The organism is Iningainema tapete BLCC-T55 (genome assembly GCF_014698965.1).
Lineage (GTDB): Bacteria > Cyanobacteriota > Cyanobacteriia > Cyanobacteriales > Nostocaceae > Iningainema > Iningainema tapete.
In genome coordinates, this window is sequence record NZ_JACXAE010000060.1 from 77499 (window position 1) to 102824 (window position 25326).

The following is a 25326-nucleotide window of genomic DNA, read 5'->3' on the forward strand; positions in this document are numbered from 1 at the left end:
TGGAAAACTAAAAATCTAATTCCCTCCCCGATTTTCGGGGGAAAACTAAAAATCTAATTCCCTCCCCGATTTTCGGGGGAAAACTAAAAATCTAATTCCCTCCCCGATTTTCGGGGAGGGTTAGGGAGGGGTTAGTCTATTAGCTATTTCAGACTTGTGTGTACACCGTAGCCTTGGATAAGGGGGGCAGGCGATTTCTTCAGCCTTTTGGACATTTCATAAGTAACACTGCTATGATCTCAATCGTTGCTCCCGCAATAACCTATCTACCCAAGCAGCATTGGTTTGTGATAAACTAGGCATTGGCTCTCGACTGTAATCAAGTCTGAGATCGTACCCTCCTTGATCGTAGATTTCATGCACTAGCCTTTGTAAGTCAACCCAGGGTTCTGCATCTTGCGACTGTAAGGGTAAAGCAAACTGAGGAATTCTATCTGGTAGATTAAACGCATAAAGTTCTGCTTTTGGACGTTTATCGCTGCGACTTACTAAAATCCGATAATCACTCTCCACTTTTGGACTTAAAGTTTCTGGTAAAAGAATTGTTGCCTCTATCGGTTGCGCAGTCGGAGCTACAACAGCAACACTAGACTCGATTTTGTTAGTTACAGTTTTTGCTCGCTGCACCGAGACATCAGGAACACCAATCAGAAGTGATTCCTCCCCGCTGATTTGATAGACTCGCTCCTCAATGGCAACAATATACTTAGGGCGGATTTGGGGAGCTAAATCATTAGCGTAGACGCGTTAGCGAAGCGGTAGCGAGTCTTCGAGCGTCAGCGGCTTGCCGCAGGCATCGCACTAATCAATCTATGATGAACACCAGACCATAAAGATGGATGCTCTAAATAGGGATTCATTCCAGTAAAGGGAAAAGGCATAGTTGATTCCCATAAATCTCGCCTACAAGCAGTTTAGCAAATATGATCGCATCTAGTTCGTTTAAGGTTGCGGAGGATTGAACAAGATTTGAGCTATGGTAATCTCCTATGAATGCTGTGACACAATAAATATTACAAACAATAACGCTCTCGGTCGAAGTTATGAAACGAAATTTTACTGCTAGTGTATGGCTTGAAGGTAATTGGTTTGTAGCACAATGTCTAGAAGTTGACATTGCAAGTCAGGGAGAGACTGAACAAGAGGCTTTAGCTAATTTGGGTGAAGCTTTGTCATTGCATTTTGAGCCACCAGTTGCTACTATAACTCCTCAAATCAAAACAATTGAGGTAGAAGTCGGTGCCGCTTAAACCACTACATTTTCGTGAGGTGATACGTAAATTGGAAGCAGCTGGCTTTGAGGAAATTAGTCAAAAGGGCAGTCACGTTAAGTTTGGCAAATCTACAGATGAAGGAACCTTGACTGCGATTGTGCCTCGTTATAGGGAAATAACTATTGGTACACTTGGCAGTATTCTACGACAAGCCGGAATCAGTGTTGAAGAGTTTAACGCTTTGTAATTGCCTGTCGTCGCCCTAGCGGGGCAGGCAAGATGCCTCCCCCACAAGAGGTGTATTTCATACTTATGATAACCGCCATAGCTAATGAATTATGGATTAGCACGTTGACTTCTGATGAAGCATCTTGAATAAGCCTAATTGTTCAGCTTGGTTAAATGCTTCTTGGAGAGTCGCACCTTGGCGCACGGCAATATACATTAAAACGATCGCCGCCGAGCGCATAGCACTATCACAATGTACTAATATAGGTAATGGTAGTCGATTAATTGCACAGAATACAGAGGTAATAATTTCATAATTCATAGTCTCAAATGTAACGGGAATATTCAGGTAAAAAAGTCCCAAAGCTTCAGCATTATGTTGCTGATTGCTCAAGAAGCCTTCTTCCTGGGGCGAGCGCAAGTTAAGCACTGACTTAAATCCTGATTGGGCAATAGTCGGCAATTGTTCTAGTGTAACTTGTCCAGCGATCGCCAACTCATTATTAATCTTCCTCACTGTTTCCATCAACGACTCCCTTCCGGGCTGTCTCATGACAACCATAGATAATTTTATATGAATAAATAGAAGTATTGTTGATGTTGATCATAGGAAAACAATTTGAGGAATTCGTGAGGAAAACCCAAATCCTGTAGAGACGTTCCCTCATCGTTCATACAACAATTTATAAATTCCAACCCAAGGCTTCTGCGACAAGATTTGCCAACTGTAGAGGATCGAAAGGTTTGGCAATCGCTGCCTTCATTCCCAAAGATGTATATCTACGTCGATCAGAAGCTTGCACTTTAGCTGTAAGTAAAATCACTGGAATGTGCTGAGTTGCAGCATTAGCCTGTAAATGTTGAAAGGTCGTAGGACCATCCATTTCCGGCATCATCACATCTAGTAATATAGCATCAGGCTGTTCACTTTGCGCCAAGATTAATCCAGTTTTCCCATCAGCAGCAGTCAAAACCTTCCAACCAGCAACAGTTTCCAAGCAAATCTGAGCGACTTCTCGGATATACTCCTCGTTATCAATCACCAAAATGCGTTTAACTGCCATCGCCACCACCGTCTTGATTAAAGATTGGTAGAGTGACGTAGAAACTACTACCTTCACCCAAGATACTCTCAGCCCAAATCCGCCCAGAGTGCTGTTGTACTATACTACGGCAAATCGCCAAGCCTAAACCAGTACCTTCATGATTACGTGAGTCAGAAGCATCAACTTGTTGAAAGCGTTCAAAAATAGTTTCCAACTTGTCAGCGGGAATACCTCGCCCAGCGTCTTTCACCTTAAATAAAATGTGGGGAAGTGAGGGAGTTTCTAAAATTTCCGCACTCAACCAAACTGTTGCTCCTGAGGGCGAGAATTTGATCGCATTACTGAGCAAATTGGTAAGAGTTTGGATTAGGCGATCGCTATCTGCCCACAATTGTACTGTTACTGGTGAAATAGATAAACTTACTTCATATTGTTGTGCCATAGATTGCATCACATCTACTGCTTCACTCATCACTTCAGCTGCATTGCAAGCCTGTTTCACCATCGTCACCTTACCCGACTCAATGCGCTCAATATCCAAGATATCGTTGATTAATCGTACCAAGCGATCAGTACTATCTACTGCAATTTCTAGTAGACGTTTACCCCGTTCCGAGTTAGGATCTAGCAGTCCACTCTTGAGCATACCCAAAGAACCATGAATTGAAGTCAAGGGTGTGCGAAGTTCGTGACTGACAACAGAAATAAACTCATCCTTCATCCGCTCCACTTCTTGGCGATCGGTTATATCCTTAAAAGTAACCACTGCTCCCGTAATCACATTTTGTTCTTGAATTGGAGTTGACACATACTCAACTGGGAAACTCGAATTATTTTTCCGCCGAAATACTTCATTAGTTACTTGATTTACTGACGCATCCCACAGTGACTCATAAATGGGAGAATTTGTCAAGGTATAAGGTGTTCCATCTGGCTTCGACAAAGGCAAAATCATCTCTATCGGCTGGTTAATTAACTCTGATACTTGATACCCCAACAGTTTAGCGGCGGCTGAATTAACAAATGTGACTTTACCAGACTTATCCAATCCGCACAAGCCCAAACCCATAGAATTTAAAATCAATTCATTTTGACGACTAAGCCGTTCGAGCGCTTCCCCAGATAAACGCAAAGCCTCTTGGGTGCGCTTGCGCTCATCAAGTTCTGACTTCAACTGAGCGTTAACACCAATCAACTCTGCTGTACGCTCTGCCACTCTCATTTCTAACTCATCCTTAGCTTTACGTAGAGCTTCTTCATTGCGATTGCGCTCAGTAATATCACGAATAACGTTAGAAAAACCACTGAGATTTCCGGACTCATCATATAAAGCTGTGACGATCGCATTTGCCCAAAACCGCGTACCATCCTTATGTACACGCCAACGCTCGTCTTCAAACCTACCTTCAACCGCAGCTATCCTCAGTTCTTGCTCTGGCTTACCCTTTTGGATATCTTCTACTGGATAAAAGCAGGAAATATGCTGACCCAGAATTTCGTATGTACTGTAACCTTTAATACGTTCCGCCCCAGCATTCCAACTGACAATATATCCATCTGGATTGAGCATATATATTGCGTAGTCTTTTACACTCTCCACCAACAAGCGAAAGCGTTCTTCGCTTAGTCGCAAAGCCTCCTCTGCCCGTTTACGTTCAGTAATATCACTACGAATTGCCACATACTGATAAAGTTTTCCCTCACTATTTAATAATGGTACAATAGTAGTGTCTACCCAATAACAAGTTCCATCCTTAGCACGGTTTTTGATTTCACCTTTCCAAACCTTCCCACTGGTAATAGACACCCACATGTCTTGAAAGAATTCCTTGGGATGATAACCAGAATTAATAATGCGGTGGTTTTGTCCCAACAATTCTACTTGAGAAAATTTAGAAATTTCACAGAACTTATCATTAACGTAAGTAATCGTGCCTTTGAAATCAGTAATCGCGACAATCGAAGACTCATCTAAAGCAAACTTGATATCTGCTAGTTCTTTATGTAAGGAAGCTCTCATATACTGTATACTTAATTAAACTACAGCTACAACGCGATCGCGTCCGGCTGCCTTTGCCTGATAAAGTGCGGCATCGGCAGACATATATAATGATTGTAAATCAGTGCCATTTTCCGGACACTGAGCTACACCAGCGCTAAAAGTGATCCGAAACTTACTTTTATTCACAGCAATAAACTCCTGCTGGTGCAAAGTTTCTCGCACCTTATTCAACCGCTGCACACCCTCAGTGCGACTCATAGCGTACATCCCAACCACAAACTCTTCACCACCCCAACGAGAAACCACATCCTCAGAACGAAACGAGCGCCGCAGTAGTTGCCCAAATCGGCGTAACACCGCATCACCAGTTGCATGTCCAAAAGTATCGTTAACATATTTAAAGTTATCCACATCTAGGATAGCCAAGCAAAGTGGTTGTTTTTGCCGCACGCTCAAACGCAAGAACTTATTCAAATCTTGCGTTGCCCGATTTCGGTTGTATACTGTAGTAAGAGGATCAGTTTCAGCTAAAGTGCGTAGTAACTTGACACGCTCCAAACGATTAAGAATGCGAGTAACTACTTCTGGTCCAACAATTGGTTTACTCACAAAATCATCTGCACCAACACCAAAAACTTGATGCACAGTCGTGGCATCAGTGTAACCTGTCAGAAAAAGAATGGGCAATCCGCCCCAGTTGACATCGTTGCGCACCACTTGGCAAAGTTCAATTCCGCTGACATGGGGCATTTTAATATCTAAGACTAGTAAATCTGGTGTTGATGCTTCTAAAGTTTCCCAGAATCGTCGAGGATCTTCAAGAGTAATTACCTTAATTCCCCAAGGAATCAGTAAAGTCCGCAAAGTAGCTAAAATCTGAGGATCATCGTCTACAACCATAACTACTGCTTCTAAATCAGTATCATTTGGTTGTAGTACGTGGTTAATAGCTTCCATTACCTGAGTTACAGGTAACGGTTTTTGTAAAAAAGCGCGAGAACCTAAACGAGCCACTTCTAAGCGAGAACCCAAACTATCACTAGCTGTAAAAATCAAAACTGGGATTGATGAGGTTTGCTGTAATTGTGCCAACAGTGCCAAACCTTCTTCTGTTGTGTTGCCAATAGCAGGATCGAGTAACACGACATTGGGTGGATTACGCCTGATTTTCTCCTGAGCTTCAAACAGCGAAGTTGCTACTTCTCCTGTGACTCCTTGAATTTCTGCTTGGGTAACTAATTCATTCCCAAGTTGGATATCTCGATCAATTATTAATAATTTGGGACTTTCATCTGATGTCACAGATGTTGAAACTTCATACTGAGGAGGTTGCTCAATTTCTTTACGTAATTGCTGTACCAATTTCCGCAGATGCTTTGCTTGTTTATTGTCAATTGCCGTGTGCAGATAATTTTCAATACAGGCTGCAAGTTGAGAGCCTTCATTCAAACCAAAAGTGCCAAGTGAACCTGCTAATGTATGAGCTTCTTGGGAGGCTTGAGTTAGTAATGAGGTAGAGACGCCATTAATGGCGTCTCTACTGATCGTATTTTGCCATACAACTTCTACAGCTTGTTCAATTACTGATACCTGCTGACTAACTCTATCTTTAAATCGATCCCAAACACCAGCTAATGCTGCCAATGTTTGCTGCTGTTGATTTTCCTCTGTAGAGACGTTGCCTGCAACGTCTCTACCAATTGGTTTCAAACGATACCCAATGCCATAGACAGTTTCAATCAAATTACTAGCAGCTCCTGCTGCTTTTAGCTTCTGGCGCAAACCTTTAATTTGAGTTCTAACTGCTTCTTCTCCTGGCGTGTTGTCAAAAGACCAAACGCGATCTAAGATTGCACTACAACTGTACATACGTTGAGGATTGCGCAGAAACAGTTCCAACAAAGCATATTCCTTGGGCGTCACTTTGACAAGTTGTGTAGAGTATGTCACTTGACAACTTGTCGTATCTAAGCGTAGACTACCCCACTCCAGTACAGGTAGTAAAGTAGAGTTGCTTCGACGTAATAAAGCACGTACACGCGCAACTAATTCTTCTGCATCGAAAGGCTTGACGAGATAATCATCTGCTCCCGCATCCAGCCCCATCGCTTTATCATGACTGCTGTCTTTACCTGTAAGTAAGAGGATGGGCATTTTCAAATCATGCTTACGCACAACTCGACAAAGACTAATGCCATCCAATTTGGGTAACATAACATCAAGTATGATCAGATCGTAGTCAAAAGCTTGTAGTAAATCCCAAGCAGCTTGACCATCCATTGCAAATTCTACGGCATAATTTTGGTGTTCGAGGATTGTTGCGAGTGCTGTAGCAGTAAACTCGTCATCCTCTACGATGAGAATCCTCATTGAGATTCATTCCTGCTATTGAGCTCGTTAATCGTCTGTAATAATTCCTTTGCTGTGCAGGGCTTAGACAAAAATGCTTTCACCCCATGATTGATTGCTTGTGCTATTTTAGCATTTGACTCTAGTCCACTCATAGCAATAATTTTGCAGTGAGGATTCATTTTGTTTAACATGCGGATAGTTGTCATTCCATCCATCGAAGGCATCATTATATCGAGTAACACTAAATTAATTTTCTGCTGATACTGAGCGTATATGGCTAATGCCTCGATCCCATCACTGGCAGTTAGTACCTGATAGTTATATGCTTCTAAGGTTGATTTAATCGTGTCGCGAATTGCCACTTCATCATCTACAACCAACACCAATTCACCATTGCCAGCAATTAGTTGCAACTGTTGTGCTTGCTGTGGTTCTTTTTGCTCGTCTGCTTTTAAATACACTTTAAATCTGGTGCCTCTTTCTACCTCACTATAGACGTTGACAAAACCACTGTATCCTTTAATAATACCAATTACGGTAGAAAGACCCAACCCTGTACCTTTACCTACTTCTTTAGTAGTAAAAAATGGTTCAAAAATTCTATTAATTATTTCCGGCGGAATACCCGTTCCAGTATCAGAAACAGTAATGACGATGTAGCAACCTTCTTGAGCATCAAGATTCATTTTGGCATAGTGTTCGTCAATGACCAAATTTTCAGCCGAGATGGTTAATATACCACCATCAGCCATGGCATCGCGAGCATTGACACAAAGATTCATTAATACCTGATGCAGTTGAGTGGGATCGCCAAAAACAGTCCAAAGTTCTGATGATATGTCCGTACAAACTTCAATGGATTTAGGAAATGTTTCTGTCAAAATCTGTTTAATTTCTAAAATAATGTGTCTAACTTGAACATTTGTCCGCTTACCTTCGATGCCACGGGCAAATGATAACACCTGTTTAACTAAATTAGCTCCGCGTTTGACATTATTTACTTGAATAGACAATAAGTGCCGACTGCGCTCGTCTTGAATTTGTGTCTGTAAAAGTTGAGCAGTCATCAATATGGGTGTCAGGATATTGTTTAAATCATGAGCTATGCCGCTGGCTAGTATACCTATGCTTTCCAAACGCTGAGAGCGAAATAATTGCGATTCAAGTTTTTTCTGAGCCGTATTTTGTTCTATTATTTGCTTTCGTACCTGCTGGCGATCGCTATTACAGTATGCCAAATCTGATAACTTACGCTTTAACTCCAGTTGTGCCATGACTTGACGACCCAACATACGTAAGGCAACTAGCTGTTGCTCTTTTATTTCCCTTGGTTTAAAGTCTATCACACAAAGTGTTCCTAGCGCATACCCCTCTGGTGTAATTAGAGGTACACCAGCATAGAAGCGGATATGAGGTGGGCTGGTTACTAAAGGGTTAGTTGCAAACCGCTCATCTTGGAGTGCATCTGTAACAATTAAAACATTTGGTTGCACAATTGCATGATTACAAAATGCAATGTCTCGTGGTGTTTGATTGACATTCAAACCAATCTTCGACTTAAACCATTGGCGATTAGTATCAAGCAGACTAATTAAGGCAACAGGGGTTTTACAAATATATGCCGCTAAATGCGTCAGTTCGTCAAACGCTACTTCTGGCTCAGTATCAAGAATCTGGTAGTCTAGTAAAGCTTGCAACCTGGCTGCCTCATTTTTTTGTAGCATATTTGTCATGGTTTTTCCTACTAGTAGATTAATGGTATTAATTTATTACCGTAAACAAAATAAAGTAAAATATGTTATAAGTACTTACACTGAATATATAACTTTTTCAGTCCGTTTTAACGGAATGAGTGTTCTTAGCCCTTACCTTTATTAAGGCTCATGGTTATCTCCATCACGCAAGCTTTCCAATACTGAATTTATTAAAAAATTGTGATGATTTTGTGAGGGTAAACTAGATTCCCGACAACTTTTACGAAGTCGGGAATCTAAGAGAATCTTATTTTTGTCATATTTATTAAATTCATAGTTAGGAAAACCAACCGATTTTTTAGCTATAATTATTATCAATAGAAAAAGATTATTAATAACAGTTTTGTAGTTAAAAATATTGCCAATAAATAGAAATATAAGCTACAAAATAAATTTAGAAAAATAGCAAATATTTGACAACTTTACAAAAATATTTATGAGCAAAATAAAGAGGACTGATGATTTGTGCAAGGGAGACGACGAATGGTAGCGCTCACAGAGAACGCCCAAAAACGGCTAACTATACAAACTGTCGAAATCGCTCCTAACACAACGGCGATTCGCAGCCTTGATTGGGATCGAGATCGCTTTGATATTGAATTCGGACTACAAAACGGTACGACATACAACTCTTATCTAATTAAAGGCGATCGCATTGCTTTGGTGGATACTTCTCACACGAAGTTTCGCCAATTGTATTTAGATACTCTCAAAAGCCTTGTGAATCCAAAGGCAATCGATTATATAATAGTCAGCCACACAGAACCAGATCATAGCGGCTTAGTTGAAGATGTTTTGCAATTAGCGCCCAGAGCTACAGTTTTAGCGTCAAAAGTAGCACTTCAATTTCTAGATAACCTGGTTCACGATCCATTTTCCAAGCGGATAGTCAAGAGTGGCGATCGCATTGACTTAGGTCAAGGACATGAGATAGAATTTGTCAGCGCACCTAACTTACACTGGCCTGACACAATCTTTAGCTACGATCGCAAAACCCAAACCCTCTTCACTTGTGATGCGTTTGGGATGCACTATTGTAGCGACGACACCTTTGACGTGAACTTAGAGGCGATCGAACCCGACTTTAAATTCTACTACGACTGCCTCATGGGTCCTAACGCCCGTTCCTTGCTAAACGCCATGAAGAAAATGGGCGAATTAGGTAAAATTAAAATCGTTGCCAACGGTCACGGACCGCTATTATACCACAACCTGGAAGTATTGCGGGAATGTTACCAAAATTGGAGCCAAAAACAAGCGAAGGCAGAAACAATAGTTGCCGTATACTATGCCGGAGACTACGGCTACAGCAATCGCTTAGCGGCAGCAATCGCTGAGGGAGTACAAAAAACAGAAGTAGGCGTGGAAATGATGGATTTAACCACAGCCGAAACCCACGAAGTACAAGAACTAGCGGGTAGAGCATCTGGTATTGTCATCGGTATGCCCCCAAGTGCCAATGTCGCGGCTCATGCAGGGATTAGTTCATTGCTATCTGTTGCCAAAGACAAGCAAGTAATCGGATTATTTGAGTGTTACGGCGAAGATGATGAACCCATCGATCCCCTACGCAGAAAATTTATCGACATGGGCATCAAAGAAGCATTCCCACCAATTCGGATGAGAGAAGCTCCGACAAAAGCCACATTCCAATTGTGTGAGGAAGCAGGGGTAGACTTAGGACAATTAATTGTACGTGAGCGCAACATCAAGCAAATAAAGTCCCTTGATGTGAACATGGAAAAAGCGCTCGGTAGAATTAGCACCGGACTATATATTATCACCACCAAAAAAGATGAAATTCAAGGTGCAATGGTTGCTTCTTGGGTAGCTCAAGCTAGTTTACAACCACTGGGATTTACAGTAGCTGTAGCTAAAGATAGAGCAATTGACTCGTTGATGCAAGTAGGCGATCGCTTTGTACTCAACGTTTTAGAAGAAGGAAACTATCAGGATATCAAGAGACACTTCCTCAAACGCTTGCTTCCCGGTGCTGACAGATTTGCCGGAATAAAAACCCAAACAGCGAAAAACGGTTGCCCAATTCTCACAGACGCTCTCGCTTACATGGAATGCGTTGTTGTCAGCAGCATCGAATGTAGTGACCACTGGCTATTATACTGCACAGTTTCTGATGGTCGAGTTTCCAACCCCGACGGACTAACAGCCGTGCGTCATCGCAAAGTTGGGAATTACTACTAAACTGTTGCGAAATTAACTTGCATATCTGTTAAGGCTGCTAATGGTTAATAGCTAATAGTAAAAATGCTAATTGCTAATAGTAAAAATGCTAATTGCTAATAGTAAAAAACACTGCGCAATTAGCCATTAACAATTAACAATTAACAATTAGCAATTAGCCATTAGCAATTAACAACAAGCTATCTTATCCCTTCACACAAAAACTATGAACAATTCAAATCCTCGCGATGTACAGGTTCTGCCCATTGCTACCAACACTACACTGATAAGAGCGCGGAGTTGGACACGTCTGCGATTTGAAATAGAATATGCACTAGCTAGGGGTACCACTTCAAATTGCTATTTAATAGCTGGAGATAAAACAGCAATTATCGATCCACCGCCAGAAACCTTTACCCAAATATATTTAGACGCATTACAACAAAGCTTTGACTTACAACGGTTGGATTATGTGATTTTAGGACACTTTAATCCCAACCGAGTGCCAACTCTCAAAGCTCTTCTCGAACTTGCCCCACAGCTAACCTTTGTTTGTTCTCTTCCTGCTGCTGCCAATTTACGTGCTACTTTCCCCAATCATGAATTGAATGTAATCGTGATGCGCGGAAAAGAAACTCTAGACTTAGGCAAGGGACATGTTTTAAAATTCGTTCCTATACCTAGTCCACGTTGGCCTTCAGGATTATGTACCTACGATCAACAGACGCAAATTCTCTATACGAATAAGCTATTTGGTGCGCATATTTGTAGCGATGAAGTTTTTGATGAAGACTGGGATGTCTTAAAGGAAGATCAGCGTTACTACTTTGATTGTCTCATGGCTCCCCATGCTACTCACTTACAAGCTGCTTTGGAGAAACTTTCCGAACTGCAAGTGAGAATGTATGCTACAATTCATGGTCCCTTGGTTCGCTATGGTTTGATGGAATTGACTCAGTCTTATGAACAATGGAGTCGTTCTCAAACTGAGCGGGAGATCACTGTTGCGCTACTTTATGCCTCAGCTTACGGAAATACAGCAACTTTAGCACAGGCGATGGCTCTTGGCTTGACCAAAGGCGGGGTAGCTGTGGAGTCGATTAACTGCGAATTTGCTCAGCCTGATGAAATCCGTGCTGCTGTAGAAAGTTCCGATGGCTTTATCATTGGTACTCCCACAATCGGTGGTAATGCACCAACACCCATTCACACTGCGTTGGGTATTGTGTTATCAATTGGTGACAACAGTAAGTTAGCAGGGGTATTTGGTTCTTATGGTTGGAGTGGCGAAGCGATTGATTTCGTGGAAGGTAAACTCCGAGATGCGGGATATCGATTTGGGTTTGAAACTCCGCGAGTAAAGTTTAAACCCTCTGATGTTGCTCTCAAGCAGATTGAAGAAACTGGTACAGACTTTGCCCAAGCTTTGAGGAAAGCGAAAAAACTGCGTTTGCCCCAAGCAGCTGCTACTCCAATGGAACAAGCTGTAGGTAGAATAGTTGGTTCAGTTTGCGTACTTACAGCAAAGCAGGGTGAAGTCTCTACCGGGATGTTAGGCGCTTGGGTTTCTCAAGCTACTTTTAACCCACCCGGTATTTCAGTTGCTGTTGCTAAAGATCGAGCAATTGAATCGCTAATGCATCAAGGTGGTAAGTTTGCTTTAAATATCCTTCCTGAAGGCAATCATCAAGAGTACATGAAGCACTTCCGTAAATCTTTTGCCCCAGGAGAAGACAGATTCGCCAACTTTCCCACAGGAGTTGCTGATAACGGCTGTACCATTCTTACTGATGCCGCAGCATATCTTGAATGTTCTGTCAATAAGCGCATGGAATGTGGCGATCACTGGGTTGTGTATGCAACTGTTGACAATGGTAAACTACTAAAATCTGATAGCGTTACTGCTGTCCATCATCGCAAAGCCGGTAATCATTATTAATTAGGTGGTAGGGTGGGCATTGCCCACCCTACTTAATTTAAAACATCTAGAAATTGCGCAGGGCTGAGAATCTGTGTGCCGTGATAGTATTTAATAGGCAACAAAGATTGAGTATCTAAGCTCACCAAATAATTAGCTTTTGCTTCATAAGCCGCTGCTAAAAACATGTTGTCGTTTGGATCGATGTGATCTAATCGTGTTGCTTCATAAGCTCCAGGAATGAATAAACTAGTTTTAGCGATCGCTGCTACTAAGTCTTGTAATTTTTTTGCAGATACTCCACGTCTACTCAAAACGACAACTAACTCCATTAGTAGTTGAGGCGATGTGACTAAAGTGTATTGTCCGTTACTCCAACAATCTACAATCCTCACAGCAGCACTTGTCGGATTTTTACTTAACAATGCAGCAATAAAAACAGAGGTGTCTATTACAACTTTAAGCCGATTTTCTGTCACTTTCTGCTGCTATCCGAGCGCGAATTTCATCAAAATCTGCCCAAATTTCTTCCGGTGAGCAGTGCGGGGAGTTTTTTGCTATATTCCAACCATTAGCAATGATTTTCTCAGCTTTAGCCTTTTCCGCTTCAGTGATTGGGCTGAGTTTATAAGAACCAAAGTTAAGATGATCGTCTGTATCGCGTTCATCTAGAAAGTTTTCTTTGATTTCCATAATTACTAAAGGCTCCTTGATCTTTTATATATCACTCTACCATTCTTCTCTCTATTCACAATCCTCCTATAGATAAAACTAATATTTGTTGATGTTTACAAAAATATTATAAATATCACTGAATAAAATTACACTCTTATTTTTCTCCTCAAAGTGTTAATAAACACCGAAAAAATGTATCCTATATAGTTAGATTTGAACCCCCCAACCCCCCGATGCGTTGGGGGACACTAAACTCTCTTTCAAGGGAATACTAAACCCCTATTTTTAAGAGGGGATTTAGTACCCCCCTTGCCAAGGGGGGCTGGGGGGTTCCACCGACAATCTGCCCCTACTTGTATTGACAAATACATCAGTTATTACTAATGGGCAAAAATGTTTGCAAGTTTTCCGAAAAAACTTCATACTTTTTGAGGAATAAATACAATTAACCAACTATGCTATTCTCTCCAGAACTTACCAAAGAACCCGTAACCCGTCGTCACCTCTGGTTTAACCGATTGATGGCAATAATTGCTGTAGTTAACTTATTTTTAGTATTTTTTGATATGAGCTACATACCTTGGCGTGATTTATACTTACAGGAAATGAGCAGCTTAACTCAGTTATATGACCCCATTAAAGGCATTGAGCCTCATCGAGATACGCAAAATTATCTCAATAAAGTATATCAATTAGAACAGGTTTTGCCGACAGGATTAGAGTCATCGGCGACAGAAACCTTATTGGCTCAATTGCGGGATCTTAGTGATGAGATGATTAAAGATAATCCTTTTGCTGGAGCTAATAAAAGTGGTACTCTAGAAAGTATTAAGAATTTAATGCGCGATCGCATGAAGATGGAATCAGCGCATCAAGCCTTCCGATTATTTTGGAGTGAGCCGTATCTTCAGAAAGCTGGTTGGCAATCAGAAATTAATTTTTTTCATACTCAGATTCAACCATTAATCAAAACCAACTACTACCGCCACATTGGCATTAACGGTAAGCCTATCAATCGTTTCTGGCTGATTGACTTCCCATTTGTTGTGTTATTTACCTTAGAATTAATCGGGCGCACCTTTTTGATTAGTCGCCGAGAAATTGAGTTAACTTGGCGACAAGCAATACTAAAGCGTTGGTACGATATTTTCTTACTACTACCATTCTGGAGATTCTTACGAATCATTCCTGTAATCGTTCGCCTTAACCAAGCTAATTTAATCAATATTGAACTTATCCGCAAGCAAATTAATGAGGATGTGGCTGCTAATTTTGCTGAAGAAATAACTGAAATTGTCGCGATTCGTTTGATTACTCAAATTCAAGAGGCAATTCAAAATGGTAAAATTATAGATTGGTTCTTAAGACCACAAACGCGCCATTATATTGATATTAATAATACCGATGAAATTAAGGCGATCGCCACACGCATCCTTCACCTCACAGTTTATCAAGTTGTGCCGAAAATTCAACCAGATATAGAAGCAATGCTGCATCATAGCATTAAAACTATTCTGAGTCAATCTCCTGCCTATCAACAACTGCAGAATGTTCCTGGATTAAATCAATTACCCACTCAGTTAACAGAGCAATTAGTAAAAGATATTTCTCAAACAGCTTACACCACTATGACAACTTTATTAGAAGATCCTGAGGCAGCAACACTATCCAATCGTTTGATTGACAATTTCGGTGCCGCGTTACAAGTAGCAATCCAAAATCAACAGAACATCCAGGAAATTCGTTCTTTACTAATCGATTTGCTGGAAGAAATCAAAATTAACTATGTTAAAGGAATTGAAGAAGGAGGAGTAGAAAAAAGCTTACAAGAAGCTAATCAAATCCGCAAAATTATTCAGCACCCTTAAACTCTATGGTGAGCGATCGCACAAATAAAGAATATAATCCAAAGTAATGTAAAAAGTATACTCTGTTTGAGTAAAGATTTTGGTCACTAGAAGTTAATTTATGAACTTGATCCTCCCAAGTCAGTATGATTTCGTACCTCGCTTCTTCCGACTGGCGCTAGCCAATGTGCTGTCTAATATCATGGTGCCACTGGCAAATTTAGTCAGTATCATCTTCTTGGGTCATCTCAGTGAAATCCACCATTTAGTAGGAGCAGCCCTAGCAGGAAATATACTTAACTTCCTCTACATGGTACTCACATTTTTAAGAATGGGTACAACTGGGGTAACAGCCCAAGCTGTGGGAAGAGATGACACAGAAGCTGTGTTGTTAGTGGGACTGCGTAATGGTTTAATTGCTTTAGTGCTAGGGAGCGCGATCGTACTTTTGCAGTACCCTTTGGGAGAACTGGGTTTTGCCCTGCTCAATGTTGCTCCAGAAGTAAAAGCTTCAGGGCTTGCCTATTTCAACGCCCAAATTTGGGGCGCTCCGGCAATTTTGCTCAATTTTGTCTTGATTGGTTGGTTTCTAGGACGAGAAAAAAATGGTTTAGTAGTGCTTTTATCTGTCATTGGCAATGGTGCTAAAATCTTATTCGACTACCTCTTGATTGTCCGCTTAGGTTGGGAAAGTATGGGAGCAGGAGTTTCCTATGCTGCAAGCCAATACCTATTTCTATTGGTAGGATTGATTTTTTTATGTACAGAAATTAAGTGGCAAGAGGTACGAGCAATAGCTGGAAAAATCTGGGACATAACAGCTATACACTCCACTTTAAGTCTCAATGGAAATATCTTTGTCAGCAATTTCCTGATTTTCTTTGCCATCTTCACCTTTAGGTACGAGGGTGCGCAGATGGGGACAATTATCTATGCTCAAAATGCCTTGCTCTTGCAAATCTCCGTTTTGAGCAGCTATGTTGCTGAAGGAATGGGATTCAGCACAGCAACTTTGAGTGGAAACTTTAAAGGGAAAGGAGCTTCACAACAGTTAGTACCCCTAGCCTATGTTTCTGTTGTCAGTAGTCTGCTAGTAGGGCTGTGTTTCGGCGGAGTGTGTTGGTTATTTCCTAACACCGTTTTTGGGTTGTTAACCAACCATACCGAAGTCACCTCTAACATTGAAATTTTTCTTCCCTGGGTGCTACTCATAATTGTATGCGTTTCAATTGATTGGATATTGGAAGGGTACTTCTTGGGTTTAGCCGCAGGGCATACTCTCCGCAATGTGAGCTTAGCTGCCATAACAGTGGGATTTGCGCCTGCTGCTTTTGCCGCCAGTAAGTTTGAAAGTAACCATATCTTGTGGTTGGCTTTGTCTTTGTTCTACGCTATTAGAATGCTGGCGCTTGCGGTACAATTGCCCAACACATTTGAAAGTGTTGTTGAAGAAAATACTGTTGTCACGCATTAGTAACAAGAACTTTCGCCATTCGTAAGGTTGTGGGCTTCATTTCCTTTTAAAGGGGGAGAAAATACACATATTAGTCTCAGGGGCGTTTTTGCTCTAAGATAATGTTTGTCATGTCGATCAAGAGCATACATAGTGCCTGGTTGAATTGGATAGACAACACCATTTACTTCTACCTCCCCTTCTCCTTCAAGACAGTAGCAAGTTTCCTTGTGATTTTTGTATTCTAAAAGTGATTCTGTGCCTGGGTAAATAATAGTATCTGTGAGTGAATAGCCCATTCCATCTGTTTCAATCAGAAACCTACGACTTTGCCCATTTCCCCAGGCAATGTCTCTTTCTGTATGAACAATTTCACTTAGCTTCCTGATTATCATCTTGATTTTAACTTCTGAACGTTACTTTTTTAATGAACCGCCAAGACGCCAAGAGCGCCTTCGCGCAGCGTCTCCGACAGGAGAAGAAAGGAAACACTTATGTTCATAAATCATTTAGGACTGCTATATCAATCTTAAAAAAGCTGCTATATCACCCCTGCCAGCACATATTTAAAATTTTTCCATTTCGATTTACTAACATAAAACTATTTCTTGAACCTAAATTATTTTGTAAAATAGTTTAATAAAAAGTATTAAAATAATAAATAAATATAATAAATAATTACATAAATTGATAGACGAAAAATAGTAATATTCAAATGCTGGTAAAAGATAAAACGATATGGAAACACAAATTATTTGTTTTAATTCAGATAAAAAAGAGAGTTTTTCCATATCCTTTGCACAAGAGCGGATGTGGTTGCTTGAACAAGTGAAACCAGGAAATCCTGCATACCACATACGCAGAGCAGTTCAAATTACAGGCTTGCTCAAAGCGGAAATACTAGAGCAGAGTATTAATGAAATTGTCAGGCGGCATGAAATTTTACGAACTACCTTTAATGTCATTGACGAGCAACCAAGGCAGATAATTAATTCACCCTCTAAGTTCAAGTTACCAGTAATAGACCTGCAAAAATTAAGCGCAACTGAACAAGAGCAGGAAGCTCAACGACTGATTACTCAAATTGTCCTTTCTCCCTTCAACTTCAGCATTGAACCCCTGTGGCGAGTTAGTTTGTTGCGGAAGTCGCTAGACTTACACATAATGGTATTAAGTATGCACAACATTGTGTGTGATGGCGATCGCACCACCATCTTCTTTCAAGAAGTAGCTGCGCTGTATGAAGCCTTCTGTGCTGGTAAACCGTCTCCACTAAAACCATTGCCCATACAGTATAAAGAATTTGCTCTTCAGGAACGACAACAACTACAAGAAGAAATTCTCAACACTCAGCTAACCTACTGGAAGCAGCAACTTGGGGATAACCTACCCATATTACAACTGCCCACAGATCGCCCAAGACCTGCCATTCAAACTTATTCAGGTGCAAGCCAACGGCTGAAACTCTCTGCCTCTCTCAGTAAGCAACTCAAGCACCTGAGTCAGCAGGAGGGAGTTACCCTGTTTGCAACCCTGCTAGCAGCATTCAAAACATTACTTTACCGCTACACCAGAGAAGAAGATATCATAGTAGGCTCGCCTGTATCAAGTCGCCTCCCTAATACGGAGGAATTAATCGGGTACTTTGCCAACCCCTTGGTGCTGCGGACTGATATGTCAGGCAATCCCTCGTTCCGCCAGTTATTGTCTCGCGTGAGTGAGGTGATATCCCAAGCTTACAACCACCAAGATTACCCTTTCCAAAAGTTAGTGGAGGAACTACAACCACGGGATTTAGCTCTGAGTCCGTTTTTCCAGGTGTTGTTTATCTTTAACTCCGTGATGCCAACCCTAGAGTTACCTTCCCTAACCATGACACCACTGGATGTAGAAGGTAAAACAGTACCATTCGATTTGTGTATCTCGATCAAAGACACAGACTCTAAATTGGTCTTTTCGTGGGAGTATAATACCGACTTATTTGAATCGGCGACAATCGCCCGTATACTGAAGCATTTTCAGAATTTGCTCGAAAGTATTGTTGCTTCTCCAGAAGGACGGATCGGCGAACTGCCGCTGTTGACTGAAGTAGAACGGCATCAACTACTAGTGGAGTGGAACAACACAAAAACAGAATATGCTCGAACTTGTATTCATAAGCTAGTTGAGGCTCAGGTAGAAAAAACTCCCGAAGCTGTTGCGGTAATTTGGGAAAACCAGCGATTAACTTATAGAGAACTCAATTGCCGTGCCAATCAATTGGCGCATCACCTACAAAAGCTGGGAGTCAAACCAGAAGAGTTAGTTGGCATTTATCAAGAGCGATCGCCACAGATGATGGTCGCCATCTTAGCTATTCTTAAGGCTGGTGGTGCTTATTTACCATTAGATCCCGCCTATCCAAAGGAACGCTTGGAGTACATGTTGTCAGATGCCAACGTGCAAGTGCTACTGACTACTAAGACTTTACTAAACGCATCATCACAAATAGCACTAGATACCAAAAACCAAGAAATAGTTTACCTGGATGACTGGGAAAAAATCTCTCTTGAGAGTGATGCGAATCCAGTCAGTATAGTGAAACCACATAACTTAGCCTATGTGATTTACACCTCCGGCTCTACAGGGAAGCCCAAAGGTGTGATGATGGAACACCAAGCTCTTGCTAATCTGATTGACTGGCATCTTCAAAATAGAACAAAAGGAGCCTTGCTACAATTTGCTTCCCTGAGCTTCGATATCTCCTTTCATGAAATCTTTTCCACTTGGTGTTCTTCGCAAACGCTAGTGTTGATCAAAGAAGAAGTGCGACACGATCCCGAAGCTTTGTTGAATGCGATCGCTCAAAACCAGATTTCTAAACTTTATCTTCCCTTTGTTGCCCTACAGCAGTTGGCAGTAATTGATCGGATTCCCACCACTTTGCGTGAGGTGATGACGGCTGGCGAACAGTTACATATTACACCCACCATTGCCAACTTTTTCCGGCAAACAGGTTGCACGCTGCATAATCATTACGGTGCAACCGAGTGCCAAGATGTAACAACTTTCACCCTCACGGGGGATGCGAACAGTTGGCAGATACTTCCTCCCATCGGTCGTCCCATCAACAATATCCAAACTTATATATTGGATGAGTTTTATCAACCTGTTCCCGTGGGCGTACTAGGCGAATTATACATCGGTGGCGAGGGTCTTGCTAGAGGCTATTTCAACCGCCCAGATCTAACTCAAGAAAAGTTTATTCCCAACCCCTTCGGAAGAAGCGGGGGAGCACAGGAGCAGGTGAGACAGCGCTGCGGGAGGGTTTCCCGCAGCAGGCGACTGCGAACCCGGAGGGGGAGCAGGGGGGAATCCTCTAATTTTGAACGTCTCTATAAAACTGGGGATTTGGCACGTTATTTACCAGATGGTAACATTGAACATCTCGGTCGCGCTGATCGTCAAGTTAAAATTCGTGGTTTCCGCATCGAATTGGGCGAAATTGAGGGATTATTAGCAAAACATCCGACTGTTCTCAAGAACGCAGTCGTCCTCCGAGAAGATGTTCCTGGCATTAAAAGGTTAATCGCTTATGTAGTTCCCGTACAGGGACAAGTGGCTCCTCAATTAGAGTTGGCGTTACGGAGTTATTTGAGAGAACACTTACCCGATTACATGATGCCAGCAGCGATCGTCATGCTCGATCAAATGCCTCTGACACCCAGTGGTAAAATAGATCGCCGTGCGCTACCTCAACCAGACTTGTCTCGTCCATTGGCGGGGGCGCTAGTCATGCCCCAATCGGAGACGGAGAAACTTATTGCCTCTGTTTGGCAAGAAGTGCTTCAGTTAGAAGTGGGAATTTATGATAATTTCTTTGAGTTGGGTGGTAATTCCTTACTCGTGATTCAGGTTCATAAAAAATTAATCCAAATCTTTGGTGCAGGGCTGCCAATTGTAACACTATTTCAACACCCGACAGTACATGCTTTAGCTCAATACTTACAAAAACCAACTGTCAAGTTGCTGCGCCAAGGCAACATAAGCGCAAGTGATACTGAGCTACCCCTTGTTAGAGTTTCACAAATATTGAAGCCTCTGTCTTTTGCCCAAGAACGAATATGGTTCTTAAGTCAGTTGGAGCAAAATAACCCCTTCTATAACGAATTAGAAGCTCTGCGACTCTTAGGTTCTCTCAACGTCGTCGCGCTACAGCAGAGCCTCAACAAGATTATCCAACGTCACGAAGCCTTACGTACCAACTTCACAACTGTTGATGAGCAACCAGTTCAGGTGATTGCGGACAGCTTGACTTTGACAGTGCCAGTAGTGGATTTGGGTGAACTACCTGAGAGTGACAGAGAAATCGCTTGTCAGCAATTAGCCACATCACAAGCCCAAAGACCCTTTGATCTTGTCAGCGATCCGTTAATCCAAGCCACTCTGGTTAAGCTAACACAGGTAGAACATGTGTTGCTGCTAAAAATCCACCACATTGTCTGGGATGGTTGGTCAATGGACGTATTTGTCCAGGAATTAGCAGCTTTCTACTCAGCTGGCAATGACTTGTCGTTAGAGCTACCTGAGTTACCGATTCAGTACACCGACTTTGCTGTTTGGCAGCGGCAGTGGTTGCAAGGAGAAGTACTTTCGTCCCATCTAGCTTATTGGAAGCAACAGCTAGAAGGCGCTCCAGCTTTATTGGAATTGCCAACCGATCGCGTGCGAACAGCAACTCAAACTTTCCGGGGAGCGCGTCAAACAGTTGCACTTGGTTTTGAGTTAACAGAGGCGTTGAAGAGTTTAAGTCAGCGGCAAAGTGTTACTTTGTTTATGACGCTCTTGGCAGCGTTTCAAGTATTGCTTTCTCGTTATACAGGACAGACTGATATCTGTGTAGGCACGGCTCATGCTAACCGCGATCGCCCGGAAATTAATACATTAATTGGATTTTTTGTCAATACCTTAGTGCTACGCACTGATTTGTCAGGTAATCCTAGTTTTACACAGCTACTGGCAAAAGTCCGGGATGTAGCGTTGGGAGCCTATACTCATAAAGATGTTCCCTTTGAGAAGTTAGTAGAAGAATTGCAACCGGAGCGTGATTTAAGCTACACACCATTAGTGCAGGTGATGTTGGTGCTTAATGAGCCGATACCCCAAGTACACATGGCAGGCTTAACGGTAAGTTCATTAGCAATAGAAACAGCCACAGCAAAGTTTGATTTGATTTTATCTTTACAGAACACGAACCAAGGAATAATTGGGCAATGGGAATACAATACTCACCTGTTTGATGCTGATACGATCAAAAGAATGGCGGGGCATTTTCAGACTTTACTTGAAGCAATTGTAGCCGATCCAAACCAACCGATGAGGGAATTACCTCTGTTAACTGATGTGGAACGTCATCAATTGTTAGTGGAATGGAATGACACCCAAACACCGTATCCCCCCAAGTGTATCCATCAGCTATTTGAGGAACAAGTTGAGCGGACACCTAATGCTGTGGCAGTAGTATTTGACAAACAACAAATTACCTATGAAGAATTGAACACAAAAGCCAATCAACTAGCGCACCATCTCCAGTCATTGGGTGTAGCACCAGAGGTACTAGTTGGGTTGTGTGTAGAGCGCTCCATTGAGATGGTAGTGGGACTGTTGGGTATTCTCAAGGCAGGAGGCGCATACGTACCGCTCGATCCAGCTTACCCTAGTGAGCGATTGGCATTTATGCTCTCTGACGCCGCCTTGTCGGTACTGTTGACACAACAACGGTTAGTTGAGAGGATACCAAATCATTATGCAAAAGTAGTCTGCTTGGATGGAGAATGGGAGAACAGTGCTGATGGAGGTGCAAATCCTAGCAATCATGTGATCGAAAACCTCGCTTATGTAATCTACACCTCTGGCACTACAGGACAACCCAAGGGGGTAATGGTTCAACATCGCGGATTGTTAAACCTCGTCTTTTGGCATCAACAAGCGTTTGGGGTTTTACCATCAGATCGGGCAACTCAGATAGCCGGAGTAGGATTTGACGCTTGCGGCTGGGAAATTTGGCCCTATCTGACTGCGGGAGCCAGTATTTACTTTCCAGATAGTGAAACTTACCTTGATCCGGAGAGACTAGTCAAGTGGCTGGGAGCAAAAGCAATAACCATTAGCTTCCTACCAACACCTCTTTTAGAAAAGGTATTGCAGCTAAATTGGCAACAGGAGGTAGCTTTACGTATATTACTCACAGGTGGAGATCAACTGCATCATTATCCCAATGCCTCTCATCCTTTTGCACTGGTGAATAATTACGGTCCAACGGAAAACACTGTTGTGACGACTTCTGGAAGAGTGCCTTTCGAGGAGCGATCGCTTTTACCGACAATTGGTCGCCCCATTGCTAACACTCAAGCCTACGTGCTAGACGCACAACTACAGCCGTTGCCCATTGGTGTACCAGGCGAGTTGTACATTAGTGGTGATGGACTGGCACGAGGCTACCTCAACCGTCCAGAGTTGACAGCAGAGAAATTCATCCCCAACCCCTTTTACAATTCAAAATTCAAAATTCAAAATTCAAAATTATATAAAACTGGTGACAAGGCACGCTATTTGGTAAATGGTACTATTGAATACTTGGAGCGTTTGGATAACCAAGTAAAAATACGAGGTTTTCGCATCGAATTGGGAGAAATTGAAGCCACGCTAGGTACACATCCAGGAGTGCAACAGACTTTAGTCATGGTTCGAGAGGATATTCCTGGCGATAAGCGAATAGTGGCATATGTGGTAGTTAAACCAGAACAATCCCTAGTAGCGAGTGAATTGCGCAGCTTTTTGCTTGATCGGCTACCTGAGTACATGGTGCCTGCTGCCTTCGTGTTTATAGATGCCATGCCATTAACACCTAATGGTAAGATAGATCGCCGCGCAATGCCTGTGCCGAAGACAGTAGGTCCGGTGAAGCAAATCGCACCAAGGACACCCATTGAGGAGGCGATCGCCAACATTTGGGCAGAAGTTCTCATTGAGCAAGTGGGAGTTGATGATAACTTTTTTACCTTAGGAGGACATTCCTTACTTGCCACTCAAATCATCTCACGAATACGGACGAGTTTGGCAGTAGAAATACCTTTGCGCGATCTGTTTAAAAACCCTACAGTATCAACCTTGGCACAGTGCGTTGAAACAGCCCTTCAGTCCGGTTCATCACTATTGTTGCCACTGTTACCAGTGAGACGAGAGCAAGCAATACCATTGTCGTTTGCCCAGCAGCGGTTATGGTTCTTAGCACAGTTAGAACCTGGCAATGCCGTTTACAACATCCCTGTGGCTGTGCGTCTTTACGGTGAACTCAACGTCGCTGGTCTACAACAAAGCCTCAACTGTATCATCAGCCGTCACGAAGTTTTACGTACTAACTTTGCTATACAAGATGGGAAACCAGTTCAAGTTATTGCTTTGAGTTTAACTTTATCATTAGCGACAGTAGACCTACAAGCACTTGTAGAAACTGAGCGCGAAATGACTTGCCAAGAAATGCTAAAACTAGAAGCACTGCAAGGATTTGACTTAAGTAATGAACCATTGATTCGAGCTAAATTGTTTCATTTGAAACAAAATGAGTACGTATTATCATTGGTAATGCACCATATTATTTTTGATGGTTGGTCAATGAGTATATTTGTGCGGGAGTTAGCAGCACTATACGAGGGCTTCTGTACAAATAAGTCAACAGTGCTACCACAACTGCCAATTCAGTACGCAGATTTTGCCTATTGGCAGCAGCAGTGGTTCCAACAAGGGGGTTACGAGTCGCAATTAGCTTACTGGAAACAACAACTAGAAGGCGCGACTTTTGTGTTGGAACTGCCAACCGACTATCCGCGAAAAGCACATCAAACCTCTCGAGGGGCAAAGCAGTCCATAGTACTTTCTCGTCAACTGAGTGATTCGCTTGTGACTTTGAGTCAGTTTGAAGGTGTCACCTTGTTCATGACGTTGTTAGCAGCTTTCCAAATATTGCTATGGCGTTATAGTGGGCAAGATGATATTTGTGTAGGTACCCCCATTGCCAACCGCAATCTTACAGAGATAGAAGGACTAATTGGCTTTTTTGTCAATACCCTAGTGTTGCGTACTCACTTGGAAGGTGATCCCAGTTTTAGGCAGTTACTCTTGCATGTACGTGAAGTGGCTCTGGGAGCATATACACATCAAGACTTGCCTTTCGAGCATTTAGTGGAGCAATTGCAGCCAGAACGGGATGTCAGCCGTCACCCAATCTTTCAGGTTTGGTTTAATCTGCTTAAGTTTGATCGCGATCGCATAGAACTTGCGGACTTGACAATCGAAACCCTTCCGGATTTGACAGTTAGCTCAAAGTTTGATTTGTCTGTGACGGTTGGTGAACTCAAAGAAGGACTTCTACTAGAGTTGACTTACAATAGCTATCTTTTTGAAGATGCGACGATCGCCAGTATGCTGCGTCATTGGCAGAACTTGTTGGCTGACATCGTCAAATCAAGCGATCGACCGATTTCTTCCTTGTCGTTGTTGAGTGAAACTGAGATCAAAGACTTACTTGGCACTTTCAACGATAACTTGGAGGAGGAATTTTAAGTTACACTCCATTGAGCCGAGAGGTTTTTTCGGCTTGTGAAAATTACAGGATTCC

17 protein-coding genes are annotated in these 25326 nt (G+C 42.2%); 7 read left to right on the plus strand and 10 right to left on the minus strand.

Features of this window, described 5'->3' with window-relative positions:
• Positions 1–231: 231 nt before the first annotated feature.
• Positions 232–717 (minus strand): DUF4058 family protein, encoded by a 486-nt coding sequence (locus ICL16_RS17455; RefSeq protein ID WP_337907053.1) that lies wholly within the window; start codon positions 715–717, stop codon positions 232–234.
• Positions 718–776: 59 nt separating this feature from the next.
• On the minus strand, positions 777–881 hold the full coding sequence (locus tag ICL16_RS47285) for a DUF4058 family protein (RefSeq protein WP_337907052.1): 105 nt from the start codon (positions 879–881) through the stop codon (positions 777–779).
• A gap of 162 nt (positions 882–1043) precedes the next feature.
• On the opposite strand from ICL16_RS47285, the gene ICL16_RS17460 reads away from it, so the two are divergent.
• Both ICL16_RS17460 and ICL16_RS17465 read left to right on the plus strand, forming a co-directional pair.
• Positions 1044–1250, plus strand: coding sequence for a type II toxin-antitoxin system HicB family antitoxin (locus ICL16_RS17460; RefSeq protein WP_190830026.1), 207 nt, complete (start codon positions 1044–1046; stop codon positions 1248–1250).
• Positions 1240–1461 carry a type II toxin-antitoxin system HicA family toxin gene (locus ICL16_RS17465; RefSeq protein WP_190830028.1) on the plus strand — a complete coding sequence of 74 codons (222 nt, stop codon included), beginning with the start codon at positions 1240–1242 and terminating at the stop codon, positions 1459–1461. Before ICL16_RS17460 ends, ICL16_RS17465 begins: the two co-directional genes overlap by 11 nt.
• Positions 1462–1557: 96 nt before the next feature.
• Here ICL16_RS17465 and ICL16_RS17470 read toward each other — a convergent pair whose 3' ends face one another.
• The 5 genes from ICL16_RS17470 to ICL16_RS17490 all read right to left on the minus strand — a co-directional run bounded on the left by ICL16_RS17470 (position 1558) and on the right by ICL16_RS17490 (position 8575).
• A complete protein-coding gene (locus tag ICL16_RS17470; RefSeq protein WP_190830029.1) occupies positions 1558–1968 on the minus strand; it encodes a protein tyrosine phosphatase family protein in 411 nt (136 codons plus the stop codon).
• Positions 1969–2125: 157 nt separating this feature from the next.
• Positions 2126–2506, minus strand: coding sequence for a response regulator (locus ICL16_RS17475; RefSeq protein ID WP_190830030.1), 381 nt, complete (start codon positions 2504–2506; stop codon positions 2126–2128).
• On the minus strand, positions 2496–4508 hold the full coding sequence (locus tag ICL16_RS17480; protein WP_190830032.1) for a PAS domain S-box protein: 2013 nt from the start codon (positions 4506–4508) through the stop codon (positions 2496–2498). The genes ICL16_RS17475 and ICL16_RS17480 overlap by 11 nt, the downstream gene beginning before the upstream one ends.
• A 15-nt stretch (positions 4509–4523) precedes the next feature.
• Positions 4524–6860 carry a response regulator gene (locus tag ICL16_RS17485; RefSeq protein WP_190830034.1) on the minus strand — a complete coding sequence of 779 codons (2337 nt, stop codon included), beginning with the start codon at positions 6858–6860 and terminating at the stop codon, positions 4524–4526.
• Positions 6857–8575: a hybrid sensor histidine kinase/response regulator gene (locus ICL16_RS17490; protein WP_190830041.1), complete on the minus strand. Its 1719-nt coding sequence runs from the start codon at positions 8573–8575 to the stop codon at positions 6857–6859. The genes ICL16_RS17485 and ICL16_RS17490 overlap by 4 nt, the downstream gene beginning before the upstream one ends.
• A gap of 504 nt (positions 8576–9079) precedes the next feature.
• Between ICL16_RS17490 and ICL16_RS17495 the strand changes: the two genes are divergently transcribed.
• Together ICL16_RS17495 and ICL16_RS17500 are read left to right on the plus strand one after the other, a co-directional pair.
• A complete protein-coding gene (locus tag ICL16_RS17495) occupies positions 9080–10798 on the plus strand; it encodes a diflavin flavoprotein (RefSeq protein WP_190830046.1) in 1719 nt (572 codons plus the stop codon).
• Between the two features lie 205 nt (positions 10799–11003).
• On the plus strand, positions 11004–12716 hold the full coding sequence (locus ICL16_RS17500) for a diflavin flavoprotein (protein WP_190830047.1): 1713 nt from the start codon (positions 11004–11006) through the stop codon (positions 12714–12716).
• 32 nt (positions 12717–12748) lie between these two features.
• Here the strand turns inward: ICL16_RS17500 and ICL16_RS17505 are convergent, their stop codons facing one another.
• Positions 12749–13174 carry a putative toxin-antitoxin system toxin component, PIN family gene (locus tag ICL16_RS17505; protein ID WP_190830049.1) on the minus strand — a complete coding sequence of 142 codons (426 nt, stop codon included), beginning with the start codon at positions 13172–13174 and terminating at the stop codon, positions 12749–12751.
• Complete coding sequence (locus tag ICL16_RS17510; protein ID WP_190830051.1) at positions 13155–13388, minus strand: hypothetical protein; 234 nt, start codon at positions 13386–13388, stop codon at positions 13155–13157. Before ICL16_RS17510 ends, ICL16_RS17505 begins: the two co-directional genes overlap by 20 nt.
• 437 nt (positions 13389–13825) lie before the next feature.
• Here ICL16_RS17510 and ICL16_RS17515 point away from each other — a divergent pair, with 437 nt between their 5' ends.
• Positions 13826–15238, plus strand: a complete 1413-nt coding sequence (locus tag ICL16_RS17515; protein ID WP_190830053.1) for a hypothetical protein — start codon at positions 13826–13828, stop codon at positions 15236–15238.
• A gap of 100 nt (positions 15239–15338) precedes the next feature.
• The gene (gene gntT / locus ICL16_RS17520) at positions 15339–16691 is read left to right on the plus strand and encodes a guanitoxin biosynthesis MATE family efflux transporter GntT (protein WP_190830055.1); all 1353 of its coding nucleotides are present in this window, start codon (positions 15339–15341) and stop codon (positions 16689–16691) included.
• On the opposite strand, the gene ICL16_RS17525 is transcribed toward gntT, so the two are convergent.
• Entirely contained in the window at positions 16688–17065 is a 378-nt protein-coding gene (locus tag ICL16_RS17525; protein ID WP_190830057.1) for an ectoine synthase, read from the minus strand. The two genes, gntT and ICL16_RS17525, sit on opposite strands and share 4 nt — an antisense overlap.
• 343 nt (positions 17066–17408) lie before the next feature.
• Between ICL16_RS17525 and ICL16_RS17530 the strand changes: the two genes are divergently transcribed.
• On the plus strand, positions 17409–25271 hold the full coding sequence (locus ICL16_RS17530; RefSeq protein ID WP_190830059.1) for an amino acid adenylation domain-containing protein: 7863 nt from the start codon (positions 17409–17411) through the stop codon (positions 25269–25271).
• Positions 25272–25326: the final 55 nt, after the last annotated feature.